Origin of the sequence: Bradyrhizobium sp. CCBAU 45384 (assembly GCF_028128665.1) — a bacterium.
Classification (GTDB): Bacteria; Pseudomonadota; Alphaproteobacteria; order Rhizobiales; family Xanthobacteraceae; genus Bradyrhizobium; species Bradyrhizobium manausense.
Genome location: NZ_LBIZ01000115.1, coordinates 167,834 through 187,400 on the forward strand (window position 1 = coordinate 167,834; position 19,567 = coordinate 187,400).

Here is a 19,567-nt window from a genome sequence, read left to right on the forward strand (position 1 = left end):
GCGGGGGCGATTGAGACTAGCACAAAGGGCTACGTTTCCCGCAGCTGGAAGTTTCAAACGCGCGTGAGGACAAGCGGGGAACCTCTCCTGCTAGAAGTTGATCCCGAACACGATCCGCGCCTGGTGGCGCTCGAAATTGACGAGATCGAGATTGGCCCCGGATCCCGTCGGACGGCCCCAGGCCTGCGTGCTCCAGCTCAGGGTCAGCCGCGATTGCTCGGAGAGCTGGACATAGGCCGTCGGTCCGACGAACAGGGCCTGGCCTGCGAACTCGCCAAGGCCAATGCCTTCGTATTGGCGGAAGTAGCGCAGCTCTCCTCCGAGCAGGACATCCGGCCGCACACGCACCATGCCGGCGAATGCCGCGCCGATGGTCGAGCTCCTCTCCGACAGGCCTGAAACCTCGAAGCGCGCCCATTCCGGCTGGTAGATCAGATTGAGCGCGCCGATCACGAAGTTCGGAATCAGCTCGCGATCAAAGGCGAGCGTGAAATTGGTGCCGTACATCCGCCCCTTCGCGCCGCTGACCTCGTCGATGCGATCGCCGTGGGTCTCGGCGGCGATGGTCATCCCGAAGGGGGCGCGCTCACGGCCGAGCAGGCGATAACGCAAATCGAGCGAGAGGCCCTGGAAATTGAACTGGCGGCGGTCATCGATGTCAGGGACGCCGGTGATGTCATGCAGCGTCACGGTGCCGCCGACCTCGACGCGAAAATTCGGCAGCGGCACGATCTCGAGTTCGACCTCGTGCTCGAGGGCGCGATAGGTGCCAGCGCCCTTGCCGAAGCGTCCCGTCGTCTGCGTCTGGAATTCGCGCTCGCCCTGATTGCCGACATCGCTGCCGATCATGAAGCCGAAGATGTGCTCGGTATCAAAGCCCTCTTCGGCGCTCACACCTGCTGGCGCAAACGCGACGATGCACGCAACTGCAGTCCGGAATGTGGAAGCCCCCAAGCGCATGCAGAACACTACCACGGCTTCGAGGGCATCTGCCATCGAAGCCGCGGCAGGTTTGTCAGTCTTACTTGCGCGCTGCGCAGGCGTACATGTTGATTTCCATGCCGACCGGCACTTCCACGATTTTCGGAGCTTTCCAGGCCATTCGGGTCTCCCCAGGTATTGAGCCAAGTATTGAGCGCGACATCGCGCCGGGCAAAACCTAGGGCTGCCTCAGGCACAGCGCAAGTCTGGAATCGGACCGCGAACACGGCGAAGTATCGAATAACACGCGTAAATTTCGCTCTCGGACAAACCGCCTTCGCTCCCAGTCAAGCGCTGACGACCTCAGCGCAGCAATCGCAGCAAGGCGCGCCCCGCTGGCGAATTCAGCTCCTTGGCGTCGAGCGTGCCGTCCTTGTCGGGATTTGCTGCGTTGAAGCGCTGCTCCACGACGGCGAGATATTCATCAAGCGTCAGCGTGCCGTCGTGATCGGGGTCGGCAGCGGCGAGTTCTTTCGCCGTTAGCCGTCCGCGCAGTTCGCGCGCATCGAGCGTCCCGTCATGGTCCGGATCGAGCTTGGCAAACAGCGCGGTTGCAGCCTTCTTCACCTCGGCCAGATCGAGCGTGCCGTCATTGTCGGTGTCGAACATCTTGACAGCGCTAGCGGATGCCGACCAGGCCGGACCCGACACCACGGCAAACGTGAACGCAAGCGCAACAGAGCGACGCGATATCATTTTGACCTCCCTCGCCATGCCCCGACTCGCCGGGGATCGCGACAGCATAAATCCGCAAGCCGGCCCCCGGTTCAAGTCGGGAATTGCAACCCGCACACTGCACAACCGGTGGACCGGTCCGCGCGCCCGCTCATTGCAGGCCCTTGCATCATGCCGCGGAATTTTTTCAGCGTCTACGCGCAAGTCGGAGTCATCAGTCAGGTTTCCGTCAGGTGACCGATCTCCCGCGTCCAACATATCGGCAGCGCAGTTTCGACTTTCGTATTGACGTGTTTTGCTTTCGGGCGGAGTGTTGCAATCGCAGCGTCAAAAGACGCGCATATTGGGAGGAACGGATGAAACGCCTTGCGATGGCCGCGAGCCTCGTCATTTCCGCATGCTCGGTTGCGAGCGCACAGACGACCGATCAACTGGTCAAGGGTGCAACCGATACGTCGAACGTTCTCAATTACGGGATGGGCTACAATCTTCAGCGCTTCTCGACGCTGAACCAGATCAACAAAGACACCGTCAAGAATCTCGTCCCGGTCTGGAATTACTCCCTCAACGACGATCGCAGTGAGGAATCGCAGCCGCTGGTCTACCAGGGCGTGATCTACGTCACCTCGCACAACGCGACCATGGCGGTCGAGGCCAAGACCGGCAAGCAGATCTGGAAATCCAAGATCGAATATCCGGCCGAGACACCGCGCATCGTCTGCTGCGGCATCATCAATCGCGGCGCGGCGCTGTTCGACGGCAAGCTGTTCCGCACCACGCTCGATGCCAACGTCATCGCGCTCGACATCAAGGACGGCAAGGAGCTGTGGCGGCAGAAAGCGGCCGACATCAAGGAAGGCTACTCGATGACGGTGGCTCCGCTGGTTGCGGACGGTGTCGTCATCACCGGCATTTCCGGCGCCGAATTCGGCACCCGCGGCTTCATCGACGGCTGGGATCCGGCGACGGGCAAGCACCTCTGGCGCACCCACTCGATCCCCTCGCCGGACGAGCCCGGCGGCGACACCTGGAAGGGCGACACCTGGAAGCTCGGCGGCGGCTCGACCTGGATCACGGGGTCCTATGATCCCGAGCTGAACACGGTCTATTGGGGCATCGGCAACCCCGGCCCGTTCAATTCGGCCGTGCGCCCCGGCGACAATCTCTACACCTGCTCCGTGCTGGCGATGGATCCCAAGACCGGCAAGATCAAGTGGCACTACCAGTTCTCGCCGAACAACCCGTTCGACTATGACTCGGTGGCCGAGATGGTCCTCGCCGACATGAATGTCGAGGGCAAGCCGACCAAGGTGCTGATGGATGCCAACCGCAACGGCTTCTTCTACGTGCTCGATCGCACCAACGGAAAGCTGCTCGCTGCCAATCCATATGTGAAGGTGAATTGGGCGACCGGCGTCGACATGAAGACAGGCCGTCCGATCGAGACCGACGTCGTCAAGGATGCCCGTGACGGCAAGAAGGTCACGGTCTATCCGTCGATCCTCGGCGGCAAGAACTGGGAGCCGATGTCGTTCAACCCGCAGACGGGCCTTGCCTACGCCAACACGCTCGCCTTCGGCGGCAGGTACAAATCGGAGCCGGTCACCTTCAAACAGGGTGAATGGTATCTCGGCATGGACCTGACCGATCCCTGGGAATGGGGTGACGGCGCGCGCGGCCATCTGAAGGCGATCGATCCGATGACCGGCAAGGCGAAGTGGGAGGCGGCCAGCGACATCCCGCGCTTCTCCGGCGTGCTGTCGACCGCGGGGGGCGTCGTCTTCACCGGCGCGCTGACCGGCGAGTTCGAGGCCTTCGACGCCGACAGCGGCAAGAAACTCTGGCAGTTCCAGACCGGCTCCGGCATCGAGGGACAGCCGGTGACCTGGCAGCAGGACGGCGTACAGTACGTCGCCGTCACGAGCGGCTATGGCGGCGTCTACTCGCTGTTCTCCGGCGACGAGCGGCTGGCCAAGGTGCCGCCCGGCGGCTCGCTCTGGGTCTTTGCAGTGAAGCAGTAACGGCAAGACCCGTTGCAAGACATCTTGAGAGACACAGCTCACAGGACGGTGGCGAGGATCGCCACCGTCGCGGTACTGACGGTCGCGCTTGCGGCGACCGTCCGTGCCGCGGATGATTCGAACGGCAATCCGCTGCAGGCGCAGATCGACCACGGCAAGTCGACCTATGCCGAAAAATGCTCGCACTGCCACGGCCCCAACCTGATGAACTCCGGCACCATCACGCCGGACCTGCGCGCCTTCCCTGACGACAGGACGCGCTTCGTCACCACCGTGAAGAACGGCAAGAACAACAAGATGCCGCCCTGGGGCGATATCTTAAGCGACGATGACATCGGCAATCTCTGGGCCTTCATTTCGAGCCGGAGGAAGCCATGAGACACCGGCTAGCGGCGCTCGCGCTCCTGACGATCCTCGCAGTTCCGGCGACGGCAGCCTCGACGTCAGCTCGGGCCGCCGATCCCCTCTCCATCTGTCTCGACGAGGACCACCCGCCGCTCTCGGCGCATCACAAGGGCAGGCCGGACTCAGGCTTCGACGTGCTGCTGGCGCAGGCGATCGCGGACCGGATGGGACGGCCGCTCAAAATCCAATGGTTCGAGAGCAAACTGGATGAGGATTCGAGCCCGCAGCTCGAGGCCAACGCACTGCTGTCCGACGGGCGCTGCTCCCTGATCGGCGGCTACGCGCTGACGACGGACTCGCTCGTCAAGCCGGGCGTGCCAACGGCGCGCCTGCCGGATTTTGCCGGCGCCACGCGCGACGACCGCCGCCGCCGCGTCACACTCGGCGTGCTGGCGCCGAGCAAACCTTACCTCTATTCGCCGATGACCGTCGTCCTCGGCCCGAAGGCGCGCGAGCGCAAGATTGCTGACATCGGCGATCTCGCCGGGCTTCGCCTCGCGATCGAGAGCGGCTCTCTCGGCGATGCCATCCTGATGACGTTCGACAAGGGACGGCTGATCGACAACATTACCCATCTCGTCCCCGGCCGCGACGACCTTCTGGGCGCGCTCAATCGCGGCGATTACGACGCGACCCTGATCGACCTCGCCCGCTACGACGCCCATCGCGCCGCGCATCCTGATACGGCCATCGCCGCCTCCGGCTATTATTATCCGATCGGCGCCAATCGCGGCTATGTCGGACTTGGCAGCGATCCCAACTTGATCGAGGCCGTCAACAAGGCTCTGTCCGATCTTGCCGCCGAGGGCAGGATTGCCGAACTCGGCAAGCAGGCCGGCCTGACGTATCTGCCGCCACGCGAGCCGGCGATCCTCGGCGATGTCTGGACGAAGATCATTCAGCGGTGAGGTGGCTGCCGCGCGTGCCACCACGTCACCGGTGTCATGCCCCGGCTTGACCGGGGCATCCAGTACCCCGCGGCCTATAGACTCAATCACACCATCTCTGGAATACTGGATCGCCCGGTCAAGCCGGGCGATGACAGCGAGGATGTGGTGCGGCCGTCGCTCCACACGCAAGAGGCCGAGCGCATGAAACCCGATGCTGTCGCCGTCGCAGCCCTGGTCATCCTGCTTTTTCCGATGGGCTATTTCCTGCTGGCCTCGCCCGCATTCCTGCTGGTGAAGCTGGACATTCCGCCCGTCACGCAGCTGCTGCGCGGGATGTTCAACATCCAATTCAGAATGATGGCTGTGACCGGCGTCCTTGCGACCGTGGCTTTCCTCGCGGAAGGTCGGCCGCTTTTCGCCACCGGCATCGGCTTGATCGCGGCTCTCGCGATCCGGGGACGCGGCTGGTTCATGCAACGGATGGACGAAGAGCTCAGCGCCAGGGATGCCGGCGACACTGGGGCCGTGCGCCGACTACGCCAGTTGCATTGGAGCGGAATGCTCTGCAACGCAATGCTGGTCGCGGCGCTCGTGACCAGCATTCCCTACGTCGCTATGTCGAGTTAAGCAGGCCGGCCTAAAGCGCGATGAGATTGGGATGAATCGTCATGGCGCTTTAGGTTGTCGTTTGAGCATGATCCTTTCGGAAAACCGCTTCACACTTTTCCGGATCATGCTTTAGGTTTCGCCTGCCACGATGGCACCTTGCTGCGCCTTGTGGATCGATGACGGCACCACGCCGAAATATTTCCGGAATACGCGGCTGAAATGCGATGAGCTAGAGAAGCCCCAGGAGAATGCGACGTCGGTGATGGTCTTGCCGCCGTGGGCTTCGAGCTCCTGACGGCAGTTCTGCAGGCGCGCCTGCCAGATGTAGTCGCTCACCGTGGTGCCGCGCTCCGAGAACAGCATGTGCAGATAGCGCTTGGAACAGCCGAGCTCGGCGGAAATCTGGTCGATGCACAGATCGGGATCGCGCAGATGCTCGCGGATGAAAAATTGGGCACGCACATACATCGCCTCGGGCCCGACTCGATCGAACATCGTGTCGGCTTCGCGCAGCGGCAGCAGCAGCAGGTCGATCAGCGAATCGGCAACGCCGACCGCGGTGTTGGCCGACAGCTTCGCCGCCTCGTCGAACGTGGCATGGACGAAATCATGGGCGATCCGCCCGGTACCCGTCTTCGCCGACAGCTTGCAGGCCTGCATGCGCTGTGACGGGAAGCCGCGATCGCGCAAAAGCGCTTTGGGCACGATCACCACGTCGTGGCGCGTGAAGGCGGGGCTGACGATCAAATGTGGACAGGAGACGTCATACGCGATGATGTCGCCCGGGTTCAGCTCGATATGGCGGCCTTCCTGCTCGAAGTAGGACACGCCATAGGTCTGGAAGTGAATCTTGATGTACGGGTGTTCGTTGGCCTTGGCCCGCGCGAACGTGTGGGCGATGCGATGCTGGCTGACTTCGATCTGACAGAGCTTCAGCCGCGAGACCGTCGTGTAGTCGATCCGTCCTTCGAGCGAGGATGCCTCCAGCGGATCGACATCGAAATGACCACACAGATTCGTCAATCCGTCGACCCAACTCTGGATCTGCCGCTTGGGCGTCAGTCCCGTCGTCGAGAGCGTGTGAATTGTGTCGGACATTAATCCAGCCACTGGTGATACCCGGAGATCCCATGCGAATCGCGGCCAGCGCCTGCTGAAGCCCTCAGCCTTGATTGCGTGACGTTTACCTCAAATTTGGGCGGTCTTTTGAAACGAGCGCCACGTTCCATCGCCACCCTTGACGGTTAATCCTCCGCCTTAGTTGCACCGCCGTCAAGGGGAACCTGAGCGTTGAACAGGGCACTGCATCGCACCGAAGCCGCTGAATTCGCTACCGCAAAATCAAAAACTTTGCGTTCGTGCGCTGTCGAGCAAAGCGGGTTCACTCTTGGGCAAGTTTCCCGTTGGCGAAGTCGTTAGGAATTGCGGCAGGAACAAAAAGAACGGGCCGCTCCTGCACGTGGACCCGTAGCTCTCATCAGGAGGAGGAGACAGCACGGCATCGTTTCTGGTCCCCCCGCGTGACCGCCCTGCACGAGCAGACGCCGGACGAGAAGCCCGGTGATTAAGCAAATGCTTCGGAAACAATAAACGAGACCAACGGAGGAAATGACTATGCGCAAGGTGCTACTGGCGACCTTTCTTGGCTCCGCGGCGGCTCTCGCCGTCGGGAACGCGTCGGCCAATGACGAGCTGAACAAGATGTCGCAGAACCCGAAGGACTGGGTGATGCCGACCGGCGACTACGCCAACAGCCGCTACTCAAAGCTCAATCAGATCAACGCTCAAAATGTCGGAAAGCTCCAGGTCGCCTGGACCTTCTCGACCGGCGTGCTGCGCGGCCACGAGGGCGGGCCGCTGATCATCGGCAACATCATGTATGTCCATACGCCTTTCCCGAACAAGGTCTACGCCCTTGACCTTTCCAACGAGAACAAGATCGTCTGGAAGTACGAGCCGAAGCAGGATCCGAACGTCATCCCGGTGATGTGCTGCGACACGGTCAACCGCGGCCTCGCATTCGGCGACGGCAAGATCTTCCTGCACCAGGCCGACACGACCCTCGTCGCGCTCGACGCCAAGACCGGTCAGGTCGCATGGACCGCCAAGAACGGCGACCCGAGCAAGGGCGAGACCGGCACCTCGGCCCCGATGGTGGTCAAGGACAAGGTGCTGATCGGTATCTCCGGCGGCGAGTTCGGCGTTCAGGCCCACATGAGCGCCTACGACATCAAGACCGGCAAGCTGGCCTGGCGCGGTTATTCCGAAGGCCCTGATGACCAGATCCTGGTCAACGACAGCACCACCGCACTCGGCAAGCCGGTCGGCAAGGATTCGAGCCTGAAGACCTGGCAAGGCGATCAGTGGAAGATCGGCGGCGGCGCCACATGGGGCTGGATTTCCTACGATCCCGAGCTGAACCTGATCTACTACGGATCGGGCAACCCCTCGACCTGGAATCCGAAGCAGCGCCCCGGCGACAACAAATGGTCGATGACGATCTGGGCACGTAACCCGGATACCGGCGTTGCGAAATGGGTCTATCAGATGACGCCCCATGACGAATGGGATTATGACGGCGTCAACGAGATGATCCTCTCGGATCAGTCGATCAACGGCCAGGCCCGCAAGCTGCTGACGCATTTCGATCGTAACGGCCTCGGCTATACGCTCGATCGCGCAACCGGCGAGCTCCTGGTCGCCGAGAAGTACGATCCGAAGGTGAACTGGACCTCCGGCGTCGACATGGATAAGAACTCGCCGACCTATGGCCGTCCGAAGGTGCTCGACGCAGCTTCGACCGACAAGGCGGGTGAGGACCACAACGTGAAGGGCATCTGCCCGGCCGCGCTCGGCACCAAGGACGAACAGCCGGCAGCCTACTCGCCGGACACGCAGCTGTTCTACGTTCCGACCAACCACGTCTGCATGGACTACGAACCGTTCAAGGTGAGCTACACCGCGGGCCAGCCCTATGTGGGTGCGACGCTCTCGATGTATCCGCCGCAGGGCGATACCAACATGGGTAACTTCATCGCCTGGGACGGCAAGACCGGCAAGATCGTGTGGTCGAACAAGGAGCAGTTCTCGGTCTGGTCGGGTGCGCTCGCAACCGCCGGCGGCGTAGTGTTCTACGGCACGCTCGAAGGCTATTTGAAGGCGGTCGACGCCAAGACCGGCAAGGAGCTCTACAAGTTCAAGACTCCCTCCGGCATCATCGGCAACGTCACCACCTATGAGAACGGCGGCAAGCAGTATGTCGCAGTGCTCTCCGGCGTCGGCGGCTGGGCCGGTATCGGTCTGGCAGCAGGTCTGACTGATCCGACGGCGGGCCTCGGCGCGGTCGGTGGCTACGCGGCCCTCAGCAACTACACGGCACTCGGCGGCACGCTGACCGTGTTCTCGCTGCCCAACTAGCCTCTGTTCAGTATCGCTCCGGCGCGTGGATCAACCTCCACGCGCCGGCTCGTCTCCACCGGATGCCTTCGAGGAACATCTCTTGCGTAAAATCTGCTCTGTCATTGCTCTGATGATCTTCGTTGCGTCCGGGGGAATTGCTGTCGCGGACGGCTCGGGCGATCCGGCCGCCGTCAAGCAGAACGAAACTGGCGAATGGCTCGATAAGGACGGGAATCCGACTTTCAAGGTCAACGGCGACTCCGTCGACTGGTATACTTATTCCGGATACCGCCGCTATCACTCGGACTGTCACGTGTGCCATGGCCCTGACGGCATGGGCTCGACCTATGCGCCCGCACTGAAGGATTCGCTCAAGACGATGAGCTATGGCGATTTTCTCGGCGTTGTCGCCTCCGGCCGCAAGAACATCTCGACCGCTTCGGAGAACGTCATGCCGGCCTTCGGCGATAACCCGAACGTCGCCTGCTACATGGACGATCTCTACGTCTATCTGCGCGCCCGCTCCAACGACGCCTGGGGCCGTGCCCGTCCCGGCAAGCATGAGGACAAGAACGACGCCTATACCAAAAATGAAGACTCGTGCATGGGCAAGAAGTGAACGTTTGCAGCCGATCTGAGACTTACGTCTTGGCATCCTGCGAGAATTTGAGGAGTTACCGATGAAGACACGTGCCGCCGTCGCTTTCGAAGCCAAAAAACCGCTCGAAATCGTCGAGGTCGATCTGGAGGGGCCGAAGGCCGGCGAAGTCCTGGTCGAGATCAAGGCGACGGGCATCTGCCATACCGACGCCTATACGCTCGACGGTTTCGACAGCGAAGGGATATTTCCGTCGATCCTCGGTCACGAGGGCGCCGGCATCATCCGCGAGATCGGCGCGGGCGTCACCTCGGTGAAGCCGGGCGATCATGTCATTCCGCTCTACACGCCGGAATGCCGGCAGTGCAAAAGCTGCCTGAGCCAGAAGACCAATCTCTGCACCGCGATCCGCGCGACGCAAGGCAAGGGCGTGATGCCTGATGGCACCAGCCGCTTCTCCTACAAGGGCAAGCCGATCTACCACTATATGGGCTGCTCGACCTTCTCCAACTACACGGTGCTGCCGGAGATCGCGGTGGCGAAGATCCGCGAGGATGCCCCCTTCGACAAGAGCTGCTACATCGGCTGCGGCGTCACCACCGGCGTCGGCGCCGTGGTGAACACCGCGAAGGTTACGCCCGGTTCCAATGTCGTCGTGTTCGGCCTCGGCGGTATCGGGCTGAACGTGATCCAGGGTGCCAAGATGGCCGGCGCCGACAAGATCATCGGCGTCGACATCAACGACTCCAAGGAGGAATGGGGCCGCCGGTTCGGCATGACCGACTTCGTCAATCCGAAGAAGCTCACCGGCGACATCGTCCCGCATCTCGTCACCCTCACCGACGGCGGTGCCGACTACACCTTCGACTGCACCGGCAACACCACAGTGATGCGCCAGGCGCTGGAAGCCTGCCATCGCGGCTGGGGCACCTCGATCATCATTGGCGTTGCCGAAGCCGGCAAGGAGATCGCCACCCGTCCGTTCCAGCTCGTCACCGGCCGCAACTGGCGCGGCACCGCCTTCGGCGGCGCCCGCGGCCGCACTGACGTGCCGAAGATCGTCGACTGGTACATGAACGGAAAGATCCAGATCGATCCGATGATCACCCACACGCTCAAGCTCGAAGACATCAACAGGGGCTTCGACCTGATGCATGAGGGCAAATCGATTCGTTCCGTCGTCGTGTTCTAGCTCAAGCGTCACCCCAAGGAGGATCGACCCATGACTGTTGCACTCCACCCATCGATCGATAACGGCGTCAAACTAGGTACCGGGCACTTTGCCGGCGGCACGCTCGTCTGCAAATGCAGCGATCATCAGGTCAAGGTCGGCGTCAAGGGCGACGTCGCCCACAACCATGCCTGCGGCTGCACCAAGTGCTGGAAGCCGCAGGGCGCGACCTTCTCGGTCGTCGCCGTGGTGCCGCGCCAGAACGTCACCGTGCTCGAGAACGGCGACAAGCTCCAGGTGGTGGATCCCTCCGCGGTGATCCAACGCCACGCCTGCAAGGCCTGCGGCACGCACATGTACGGCCGCATCGAGAACAAGAACCACCCGTTCTATGGTCTCGACTTCATCCATCCCGAGCTGTTCCAGGAGCAGGGCTGGCAGGCGCCGCAATTCGCCGCCTTCGTCTCCTCTGTCATCGAATCCGGCGTAAAGCCCGAGCAGATGGCCGGCATTCGGTCGCGGCTGAAGGAAATCGGGCTCGAGCCCTATGACTGCCTGTCGCCAGCACTGATGGATGCGATCGCCACCCACGTGGCGAAGGCCAAGGCCGCCTGACAAGGCTACCTGACGATGTCCCTTCCGCTCGCTGGTCCGCCAGCGAGCGGGATGGGTGCGGCTCTCGGATGATCGCGGCCATCCTGCCACCAGTGCACTTGTGCATGCGCGCGTTCCGCTCCCTCAGTCCTGGTCTCTGAATGACTGCGCGGTGCCGCCCTCTTCGGTCTTGAAGTCAGCGCGGTCCAGCGATTCTCCCTCCCTCGACTGAGGACGACTGCTTCGTCCGCCCAGTCCCTCTGGCGGACGAAGCTTTTTTCACTCTTCGATTTTGCGATCGCCGTCGCGCGAGCCGTTGCCGCGCCCTGCTTTTGACAAACCCCGATGCAATCTGTTCACGTCAAGGATACCCGGCCGTAAACGCCGGTCCGGCGCGTTTCCTGCTACGGTCGCGTCGTCACGATGCCGCACGAGTCCAATCAAACAAGAACAAGACGGGAGGTATCGAGCACTTCAGGACATTTCGATTTGCATTCCAGCTTCCTGCTGGGACCTGCCCATGTGGGATGACGAGCCGGAATGCGGTCATACGACGCTACGGACATTGCGCCGACCGAAACCGGCAATGTCGAAATCAGCAAGCTTATGAAGAGCGAGGGACGATCATGATCAAGGTGAAGATCAACGGCCAGGAACAGAGCTGGGACGGCGACCCGGATCTCCCATTACTCTGGTTCCTGCGCGACGAAGCCGGGCTCACCGGCACCAAATTCGGCTGCGGCCAGGCGCTGTGCGGTGCCTGCACCGTCATCGTCGACAAGGAGGCGGTGCGCTCCTGCATCACCTCGATCAACGACGTCGCCGGGCGCGAGGTCACCACGATCGAGGGCCTGCATCCGAGCGGAGATCATCCGGTCCAGAAGGCCTGGCGCCAGGTCAACGTCCCCCAATGCGGCTTCTGCCAGGCCGGCCAGATCATGCAGGCCGCGGCCCTGCTGATGGACAATCCCAAGCCATCGCATGACCAGATCCGCGAGGCGATGTCGGGCAACATCTGTCGCTGCGGCTGCTACCAGCGTATCGAAAACGCCGTCCACCTCGCATCGACGGGAGTGTGACATGAATTTCATCGACAATCCCGGCAAGCTCCGTGGCTTTGAAAAGAACATCAAGGTCGAGAAGGTCTCGCGCCGCAGCATCCTGAAGGGGCTCGGCATCACCGGCGGCTTCGTGCTCGCCGCACCCGTGATGACGCGCCAGGCCTTTGCCTATGAGACCGGCGCCGGCAACATGCCACATGGCGTCGTCGTCGATCCGCGCGTCTTCGTCGCTGTCGCGCCTGACGGCACCGTCACCATCCTCGCTCACCGCTCCGAGATGGGCACCGGCGTGCGCACCAGCCTGCCGCTGATCGTGGCCGAGGAGATGGAGGCCGACTGGTCCAAGGTCAAGGTCGAGCAGGCCCATGGTGACGAGGCCAAGTTCGGCAACCAGGATACTGACGGTTCGCGCAGCACCCGGCACTATCTGATGCCGATGCGCCAGATCGGCGCCTCCGCCCGCATCATGCTGGAGCAGGCCGCGGCCAAGCGCTGGAACGTGCCGGCGACCGAGGTCAAGGCGGTCAATCACGAGGTCGTCCACAGCACCAGCGGACGCAAGCTCGGCTTTGGCGAGCTGGCTGCCGATGCCGCCAAGGAATCGGTGCCGGCTGTCGAAGGCCTCAAGCTGAAAGACCCGCGGGATTTCCGCTATCTCGGCAAGGGCCAGGTCAGCATCGTCGATCTCCACGACATCACCACCGGCAAGGCCCGCTACGGCGCCGACGTTCGGCTACCAGGCATGAAATACGCCGTGATCGCGCGTCCGCCGGTCACCGGCGGCAAGCTCACCTCATTCGATCCGGACGCGGCGCTGAAAGTGCCCGGCGTCGAGAAGGTGCTGAAGGTTCAAGGCTGGCCGTGGCCGTCGAAATTCCAGCCGCTCGGCGGCGTCGCGGTGATCGCGCGCAACACCGGCGCCGCGATCAAGGGCCGCGACGCGCTGAAGCTGGTCTGGGATGACGGCGCCAACGGCAAATACGACTCGGTCGCCTACCGCAAGGAGCTCGAGGAGGCCGCGCGCAAGCCGGGCCTCGTCGTGCGCCAGGAGGGTGACGCTGACGCCGCGTTGAAAACCGCCGCCAAGGTCGTAACAGGCGAATATTATCTGCCGCATCTCGCCCATGCCAGCATGGAGCCGCCGGTCGCGGTCGCCGACGTCAAGGGCGACAAGGCGGAGATCTGGGCGCCGGTCCAGAGCCCCGGCGGCACCCGCGAGGATGTCGCCAAGACGCTCGGCATCCCCGAGGCCAATGTCACCGTCAATGTCACGCTGCTCGGCGGCGGCTTCGGCCGCAAGTCGAAATGCGACTTTGCGCTGGAGGCTGCGCTGTTGTCGAAGGAGCTCGGCGTACCGGTGAAGGTGCAATGGACGCGCGAGGACGACCTCCATCACGACTTCCTGCATACCGTCTCGGTGGAGCGGATCGAGGCCGGCCTCGACAAGGACGGCAAGGTGATCGCCTGGCGTCACCGCAGCGTGGCGCCGACCATCGCCTCGACCTTCGCGGCGGGTGCCAACCATGCGGCGTCGTTCGAGCTTGGGATGGGTCTCGTCGACATGCCGTTCGAGATCGCCAACATCTCCTGCGAGAATCCGGAAGCTGCGGCGTTCACTCGCATCGGCTGGTTCCGATCGGTCTCGAATATCCCGCGCGCCTTCGCGGTGCAGTCCATGGTCGGCGAGATCGCCAATGCGACCGGCCGCGACCAGAAAGAGACGCTGCTCGCGCTGATCGGCAGCCCGCGCATCGTCAAGCCCAATGTCAAGGACCTCTGGAACTACGGCGAGCCCTATGACAGCTACCCGATCGACACCGCGCGCCTGCGCAAGGTGGTCGAGCTGGTTGCCGAGAAGGGCGAATGGGGCCGCCAGGTCCCGAAGGGCCACGGGCTTGGCATCGCCGTGCACCGCAGCTTCGTCAGCTATATCGCGACCATCGTCGAGGTGGCCGTCGACGAGAAGGGCAAGCTGACGGTGCCGCGGGTCGACACCGCGATCGACTGCGGCACCTATGTCAACCCGGAGCGCATCGCCTCGCAGATCGAGGGCGCCGCGATCATGGGCCTGAGCCTCGCCAAATATGGCGCTGTCACCTTCAAGGACGGCAAGGTGGAGCAGAAGAATTTTGACGACTTCCAGGTCATCAGGATGGATGAATCCCCTGCCGTGACTAACGTCCACATCGTGCCGCCGGGACCTGACACGCCGCCGAGCGGCGTCGGCGAGCCCGGCGTACCGCCATTCGCACCGGCGCTGATGAACGCGATCTTCGCGGCAACCGGTAAGCGCATCCGCGCGCTTCCGATCGGCAAGCAACTGGAGGCGTAACGGAACACAAGCGGCCTCGCGCCGTTCTCATCGATCTGACAGGGAGCAGATCGATGACCAACATTCCAAGGGCGCTCGCAGTCGCGGTGCTGTCGAGCGCCTTTCTTTTGACCGCTGCCGCGGCGTTCGCGCAGAGCAGCGCCACCACGCCGCCGACCACGGCAACGCGCCCCACCGCGCCGGACCAGAGCTCGCTGCCCAACGCCAGCGCCCCACCCGCCTCGACCACCCAGACGACCGGGCAGACGCCCAGCGACCCGAAGGTCCGGGAGATGAATCAGAAAGCCAAGGATAAGATCGAGCGCGAGGGGAAGTAGCTCCGAGCCCGCGCAAAATGCGGCGGACGTTGCCGTCCGCCGCATTTGCCCCCTTGTCGCTCCGCGTCACTCGATCCGCCTGCGGAGCTTATTTCTTCAGCGCGAACACCCAGATCACGCCGCCTTGCGGCACGTTGGACTCGATGCCGATATTGTTGGTCGCGAGCGCGTCCTGGATGCGCTGCGCGTCGACGCCCCAGCCCGACTGGATCGCGATGTATTGCGTGCCGTCGATCTCATAGGACATCGGCATGCCCATGATGCCGGAGTTGGTCTTCTGCTCCCACAACAGTTCGCCGGTCTTGGCGTTGAAGGCGCGGAAGTTGCGGTCGTTGGTGCCGCCGGCGAAGACGAGATCGCCTGCGGTGGCCGTGACCGAGCCGAACATCTGCGACTTCGGGAAGTCGTGCTGCCACACCTTCTTGCCGGTCGCGGGATCCCAGGCCTGGAGCTCGCCGAAATGATCGGCGCCAGGCTTGGCCTTCAGGCCGATATCCTCCGGCTTGGTGCCGAGCCAGAGCTCGCCGGGCTTGAGCGGGATCTTCTCGCCGGTGAAGCCGCCGCAGAAATTCTCGTTGGCGGGCACGTAGACGAGGCCGGTCTTCTGGCTGTAGGCCGCCGAGGGCCAGTCCTTGCCGCCCCACAGCGACGGGCAGAACTCGACGCGCTTGCCGACGACGGGCTTGTGCGCGGGATCGACGATCGGCTTGCCGTTCTCGTCGATGCCCTTCCAGACGTCGGTGGAAACGAACGGCCAGCCGGCGACGTAGTTGATCTTGGTCGGCGTGCGCTCGAGCACCCAGAAGATGGCATCGCGACCCGGGTGGATCAGGCTCTTGATGCTGCGGCCGTCGCGCTGGAGATCGACCAGCATCGGCGCATCGACCTCGTCCCAGTCCCAGGAATCGTTCTGGTGGTACTGGTGATAGGTCTTGATCTTGCCGTTGTTGGGATCGAGCGCGAGCACCGACGATGTATAGAGATTGTCGCCGGGGTGCATCTCGCCGGGCCATGGCGCGGCGTTGCCGACGCCCCAATAGATGGTCTTGGTATCCTTGTCGTAGGTGCCGGTCATCCAGGCCGAGCCGCCACCGTTCTTCCAGTCGTCGCCCTGCCAGGTGTCGTGGCCGGGCTCGCCTTCACCCGGAATGGTGAAGGTGCGCCACAGCTCCTTGCCGGTCTTGGCATCGTAGGCGGCGACATAGCCGCGCACGCCGAACTCGCCGCCGGAGCCGCCGACGATGACCTTGCCGTCGACGATCAGCGGCATCAGGGTCATGTACTGGCCCTTCTTGTAGTCCTGCACCTTGGTGTCCCACACCACCTTGCCGGTCTTGGCATCGAGCGCGACGACGTGGTCGTCGGTGGTGGCGAGATAGAGCTTGTCCTCCCACAGGCCGACGCCGCGGCTGGTCGGATGCAGCTGGAACAGATCGTCGGGGAGCTGGCGCTTGTAGCGCCAGTATTCGTCGCCGGTCTTCGCGTTCAGCGCGATGACCTGGCCCATCGGGGTTGCCACGAACATCACGCCATTGTTGACGATCGGCGGCGCCTCATGGCCTTCGACCACGCCGGTGGCGAATGTCCAGACCGGCGTCAGGTTTTTCACATTCGAGGTGTTGATCTGGTCGAGCGGGCTATAGCCCTGTCCGTCATAAGTGCGGCGATAGAGCATCCAATTGCCGGGTTCCGGATTTTCCAGGCGTTGCTGGGTGACGGGCGCGTAATTCTCGATCGGGCCGGCGATGGCGGCGGTCGAGACGACACATGTGAAGGCGACGAAGCCCGACAAAAACCACTGCCTTGTGCTCATGGACGTTTCCCCTATTGAATTCTTGTGAATTGAATTTTTTGTCGTTCGTCTCGTCGCCCGCTCGTTGGCGGGCGCGACCTGTTGTGGCGCGCGGGCGCGACCCGCGGCGTGTCATCCGGGCTGCGCGCCACCTACCTTTCCGACGAAGGGAGCGGCGACGGTGAGCGAACCTTCGCTCAACGACAGCGGCAGTGCCGCGAGGCGTCGCGGCGCGGGTCCGAACACGACCTGGGCGCCCTGGCGTGGATCATATTCGGAGTTGTGGCAGGGACACTTGAAGACGGTCATGTCGCCTCCCCGATCCGCCTTCACCCATTCGGAAACCGGACAGGCGGCATGCGCGCAGACCGCCGAATAGGCAACAATACCGTCGGCTGCGCGTGCGCGCGTGGTCTCATCGAGCTCGTTCGGATCGAGCTTCACGACAAGAATCTCGTTCAGGCGTGAGCCGCTGCGGACGACAGAGGTCTTTGGATCCTTCGGCCAGGCGCGAACCGGAGGACCGCCCAGCTTGAGATCGTCCGGCTTGACGGGCTGACCTTCGTTGTCGCCTTCGGAGAGAACGAGCAGATCGCCCTTCTGCGGCCGCTCGTCTGAACCGGGCGGATCCTCGCCCGCGCGCACCGGTGCGGAACAGCCAAGAGACGCGGTGGTGGCAAGCGCACCGAGCAGCAGCGTTCGACGCGTTTGCTCCGCGCAAGATTCAGGTTCCGCAATGTTGTCGGAGGATGACGATGCGATGTTGGATGATGCATTCGACATGCACGCTAGCAGGCGCTGGAACTCTGCCAAAATGAAGGCGAAGAATTGGCGCCGCAGTGCATCAATAAGGCTTTGCTCGCTTTGAGCGAACACGATTGTACGCATTCAAAAGCATTTTGCCGTTGCAACATCATGCCACGTGACCGGCATGACGATTTTGCAGATCAGACCGATAATGCGGGAATTGGTGCAACGCGCCGTGAGCCGCGCGATGCAACTGCGATTCAACTGTACGTCGATCGAGCAGGCATTCTGTATTTCAGGACCTAATCACGTGGCGCGGCGCGGCGATGCGACCGGCGATCGTCGCCGAAGCCATCTCAAAGCTGTCGGCGATACGACGTGCCCTGTCGATGAACAGGCCGGCTGCCGGCGGCGGGCAGACCTCGCGCGCGGTCTGCTCGAACAGGTCGAGCCAGCGGTCGAAATGATCGCCGACAAGGCTCAGCGGCATATGCGCCCGCATCGGCGAGCCGTGGTAGCGACCGCTCATCAGCACCACCGAGGACCAGAAGTCCTTGAGCTTGGCGAGATGCTCGTCCCAATTCTGCACGATCGCGAAGACAGGCCCGAGCAATGCGTCCTCACGCACGCGGCCGTAGAAACGGGTCACGAGTTCCCCGATCATCTCCTCGGTGATCCCGGTGCGCTCGATCGCATCCTGGGTCAAGAGGTTCCGCCGCGTGGCCGCCGCCTCGCGCTCGGCCTTCAGTCGATCCGACATTGTCTTTTGTTTTCCGTTTCGTTGTTCCCGCGATCCGCGTTCCCGCGATCCGCCCGTTCGACATTGTCAGGCCAATTGCGCGCGACGTCTTTGTCCCAGCGCAAATTGCGGGGTTGAGCGGCGGGGATTTCGGCCTGGCGCCTGCTCCTCGATCAGTATCGTAGGCGGGCAAAGGCGCACTTGCGCCGTACCCACCATCTCTCTCCATCGCGACAAATACCTGGGCACGCTTCCGCCTTCGCTCTTCGTGCTACGGCGGACAAGTCGCTTTGCCCACCCTGCGGCACTGTCCTTGCTGCGATCACAGAATCACGCGCCGTAGCTGTAAAAGCCCTGCCCGGACTTGCGGCCGAGATGGCCGGCATCGACCATTTCCCTGAGCAAGGGGGCCGGACGATATTTGGGATCGTTGAAGCCCTTATAAAAGACCTCCATCACCGACAGCATGGTGTCGAGGCCGACGAGATCGGCCAGCGCCAGTGGCCCGATCGGATGGTTGCAGCCGAGCTTCATGCCGGCATCGATTTCTTCCGCGGTCGCGATGCCCTCCTGGAGCGCGAAGATCGCCTCGTTGATCATCGGGCACAGGATGCGGTTGACGGCGAAGCCGGGGCTGTTCTTCGCGGTGATGGCCACCTTGCCGACGCGCTGGGCGAAGTCGAGCGCCTTGGCGTGGGTGTCGTCGGAGGTCTGCAGGCCGCGGATGAGTTCCAGCAGCTGCATGACCGGAACCGGGTTGAAGAAATGCATGCCGATGAATCGATCCGGGCGATCGGTCGCGGCGGCAAGCTTGGTGATCGAGATCGACGAGGTGTTGGTCGCAACCAGCGTGCGCGGCGACAGCGTGGCGCAGAGGTCCTTCAGGATCTTGACCTTCAGCTCTTCGTTTTCGGTCGCGGCCTCGATGACGAGATCACAATCGGCTAGCTTGGCCCGATCAGTGGTGCCGGTGATGCGCTTGAGCGTCGCCTCGCGATCGGCCGCCGAGATCTTCTCTTTCTTGACTAGGCGCTCGAGGCTGCCGCCGACGGTCGAGATGCCGCGGTTCACCGCCGCATCGGAGATATCGACCATCACGACCGACAGCCCGGCCGCGGCGCAGACCTGGGCGATGCCGTTGCCCATGGTGCCTGCTCCGATGATGCCAACGGTATTGATCATGGAATGACGTCCTCTGGTTGAGCGGGCCCGGCCTATGGTGGCGCGCCCGGCTGG

Annotated in this window: 19 protein-coding genes; 11 read left to right on the top strand and 8 right to left on the bottom strand. The window is 62.9% G+C overall.

Annotated elements, in window-relative coordinates; translation table 11 throughout:
* Window positions 1-90 precede the first annotated feature (90 nt).
* The 3 genes from XH80_RS28650 to XH80_RS28660 all read right to left on the bottom strand — a co-directional run bounded on the left by XH80_RS28650 (window position 91) and on the right by XH80_RS28660 (window position 1,677).
* Window positions 91-996: a hypothetical protein gene (locus XH80_RS28650; RefSeq protein ID WP_333968857.1), complete on the bottom strand. Its 906-nt coding sequence runs from the start codon at window positions 994-996 to the stop codon at window positions 91-93.
* A gap of 25 nt (window positions 997-1,021) precedes the next feature.
* A complete protein-coding gene (gene pqqA, locus XH80_RS28655) occupies window positions 1,022-1,102 on the bottom strand; it encodes a pyrroloquinoline quinone precursor peptide PqqA (protein ID WP_012029362.1) in 81 nt (26 codons plus the stop codon).
* Between the two features lie 182 nt (window positions 1,103-1,284).
* Complete coding sequence (locus tag XH80_RS28660; RefSeq protein WP_057751392.1) at window positions 1,285-1,677, bottom strand: EF-hand domain-containing protein; 393 nt, start codon at window positions 1,675-1,677, stop codon at window positions 1,285-1,287.
* Window positions 1,678-2,012: 335 nt separating this feature from the next.
* Between XH80_RS28660 and XH80_RS28665 the strand changes: the two genes are divergently transcribed.
* From XH80_RS28665 to XH80_RS28680, 4 genes are all read left to right on the top strand, one after another.
* A complete protein-coding gene (locus XH80_RS28665) occupies window positions 2,013-3,677 on the top strand; it encodes a methanol/ethanol family PQQ-dependent dehydrogenase (protein ID WP_271601462.1) in 1,665 nt (554 codons plus the stop codon).
* Window positions 3,678-3,698: 21 nt separating this feature from the next.
* Entirely contained in the window at window positions 3,699-4,055 is a 357-nt protein-coding gene (locus XH80_RS28670) for a c-type cytochrome (protein WP_220001212.1), read from the top strand.
* Entirely contained in the window at window positions 4,052-4,990 is a 939-nt protein-coding gene (locus XH80_RS28675) for a substrate-binding periplasmic protein (RefSeq protein ID WP_271601463.1), read from the top strand. The genes XH80_RS28670 and XH80_RS28675 overlap by 4 nt, the downstream gene beginning before the upstream one ends.
* Before the next feature lie 183 nt (window positions 4,991-5,173).
* Window positions 5,174-5,599, top strand: coding sequence for a hypothetical protein (locus tag XH80_RS28680; protein ID WP_271601619.1), 426 nt, complete (start codon window positions 5,174-5,176; stop codon window positions 5,597-5,599).
* Window positions 5,600-5,710: 111 nt separating this feature from the next.
* Here the strand turns inward: XH80_RS28680 and XH80_RS28685 are convergent, their stop codons facing one another.
* Window positions 5,711-6,679: a helix-turn-helix domain-containing protein gene (locus XH80_RS28685; RefSeq protein ID WP_271601464.1), complete on the bottom strand. Its 969-nt coding sequence runs from the start codon at window positions 6,677-6,679 to the stop codon at window positions 5,711-5,713.
* A 516-nt stretch (window positions 6,680-7,195) separates the two neighbouring features.
* Between XH80_RS28685 and xoxF5 the strand changes: the two genes are divergently transcribed.
* From xoxF5 to XH80_RS28720, 7 genes are all read left to right on the top strand, one after another.
* The gene (gene xoxF5 / locus XH80_RS28690; protein ID WP_220001075.1) at window positions 7,196-8,998 is read left to right on the top strand and encodes a lanthanide-dependent methanol dehydrogenase XoxF5; all 1,803 of its coding nucleotides are present in this window, start codon (window positions 7,196-7,198) and stop codon (window positions 8,996-8,998) included.
* A gap of 112 nt (window positions 8,999-9,110) precedes the next feature.
* Window positions 9,111-9,599: a c-type cytochrome, methanol metabolism-related gene (locus XH80_RS28695; RefSeq protein WP_271601620.1), complete on the top strand. Its 489-nt coding sequence runs from the start codon at window positions 9,111-9,113 to the stop codon at window positions 9,597-9,599.
* Window positions 9,600-9,660: 61 nt separating this feature from the next.
* Complete coding sequence (locus XH80_RS28700) at window positions 9,661-10,770, top strand: S-(hydroxymethyl)glutathione dehydrogenase/class III alcohol dehydrogenase (protein WP_271601465.1); 1,110 nt, start codon at window positions 9,661-9,663, stop codon at window positions 10,768-10,770.
* 30 nt (window positions 10,771-10,800) lie between these two features.
* Entirely contained in the window at window positions 10,801-11,364 is a 564-nt protein-coding gene (gfa, locus tag XH80_RS28705) for an S-(hydroxymethyl)glutathione synthase (RefSeq protein ID WP_271601466.1), read from the top strand.
* Between the two features lie 605 nt (window positions 11,365-11,969).
* Window positions 11,970-12,422 carry a (2Fe-2S)-binding protein gene (locus XH80_RS28710; RefSeq protein WP_057750899.1) on the top strand — a complete coding sequence of 151 codons (453 nt, stop codon included), beginning with the start codon at window positions 11,970-11,972 and terminating at the stop codon, window positions 12,420-12,422.
* Between the two features lies 1 nt (window position 12,423).
* Window positions 12,424-14,736, top strand: coding sequence for a xanthine dehydrogenase family protein molybdopterin-binding subunit (locus XH80_RS28715; RefSeq protein WP_271601467.1), 2,313 nt, complete (start codon window positions 12,424-12,426; stop codon window positions 14,734-14,736).
* Between the two features lie 53 nt (window positions 14,737-14,789).
* Window positions 14,790-15,053, top strand: coding sequence for a hypothetical protein (locus tag XH80_RS28720; RefSeq protein ID WP_271601468.1), 264 nt, complete (start codon window positions 14,790-14,792; stop codon window positions 15,051-15,053).
* A gap of 88 nt (window positions 15,054-15,141) precedes the next feature.
* Here XH80_RS28720 and XH80_RS28725 read toward each other — a convergent pair whose 3' ends face one another.
* The 4 genes from XH80_RS28725 to XH80_RS28740 form a co-directional block, all read right to left on the bottom strand.
* Window positions 15,142-16,866: a methanol/ethanol family PQQ-dependent dehydrogenase gene (locus tag XH80_RS28725; RefSeq protein WP_271601469.1), complete on the bottom strand. Its 1,725-nt coding sequence runs from the start codon at window positions 16,864-16,866 to the stop codon at window positions 15,142-15,144.
* A gap of 111 nt (window positions 16,867-16,977) precedes the next feature.
* Window positions 16,978-17,628: a QcrA and Rieske domain-containing protein gene (locus tag XH80_RS28730; protein ID WP_271601470.1), complete on the bottom strand. Its 651-nt coding sequence runs from the start codon at window positions 17,626-17,628 to the stop codon at window positions 16,978-16,980.
* A 259-nt stretch (window positions 17,629-17,887) separates the two neighbouring features.
* The gene (locus tag XH80_RS28735; protein ID WP_271601471.1) at window positions 17,888-18,352 is read right to left on the bottom strand and encodes a group III truncated hemoglobin; all 465 of its coding nucleotides are present in this window, start codon (window positions 18,350-18,352) and stop codon (window positions 17,888-17,890) included.
* Between the two features lie 309 nt (window positions 18,353-18,661).
* On the bottom strand, window positions 18,662-19,513 hold the full coding sequence (locus XH80_RS28740) for a 3-hydroxybutyryl-CoA dehydrogenase (protein ID WP_271601472.1): 852 nt from the start codon (window positions 19,511-19,513) through the stop codon (window positions 18,662-18,664).
* Window positions 19,514-19,567: the final 54 nt, after the last annotated feature.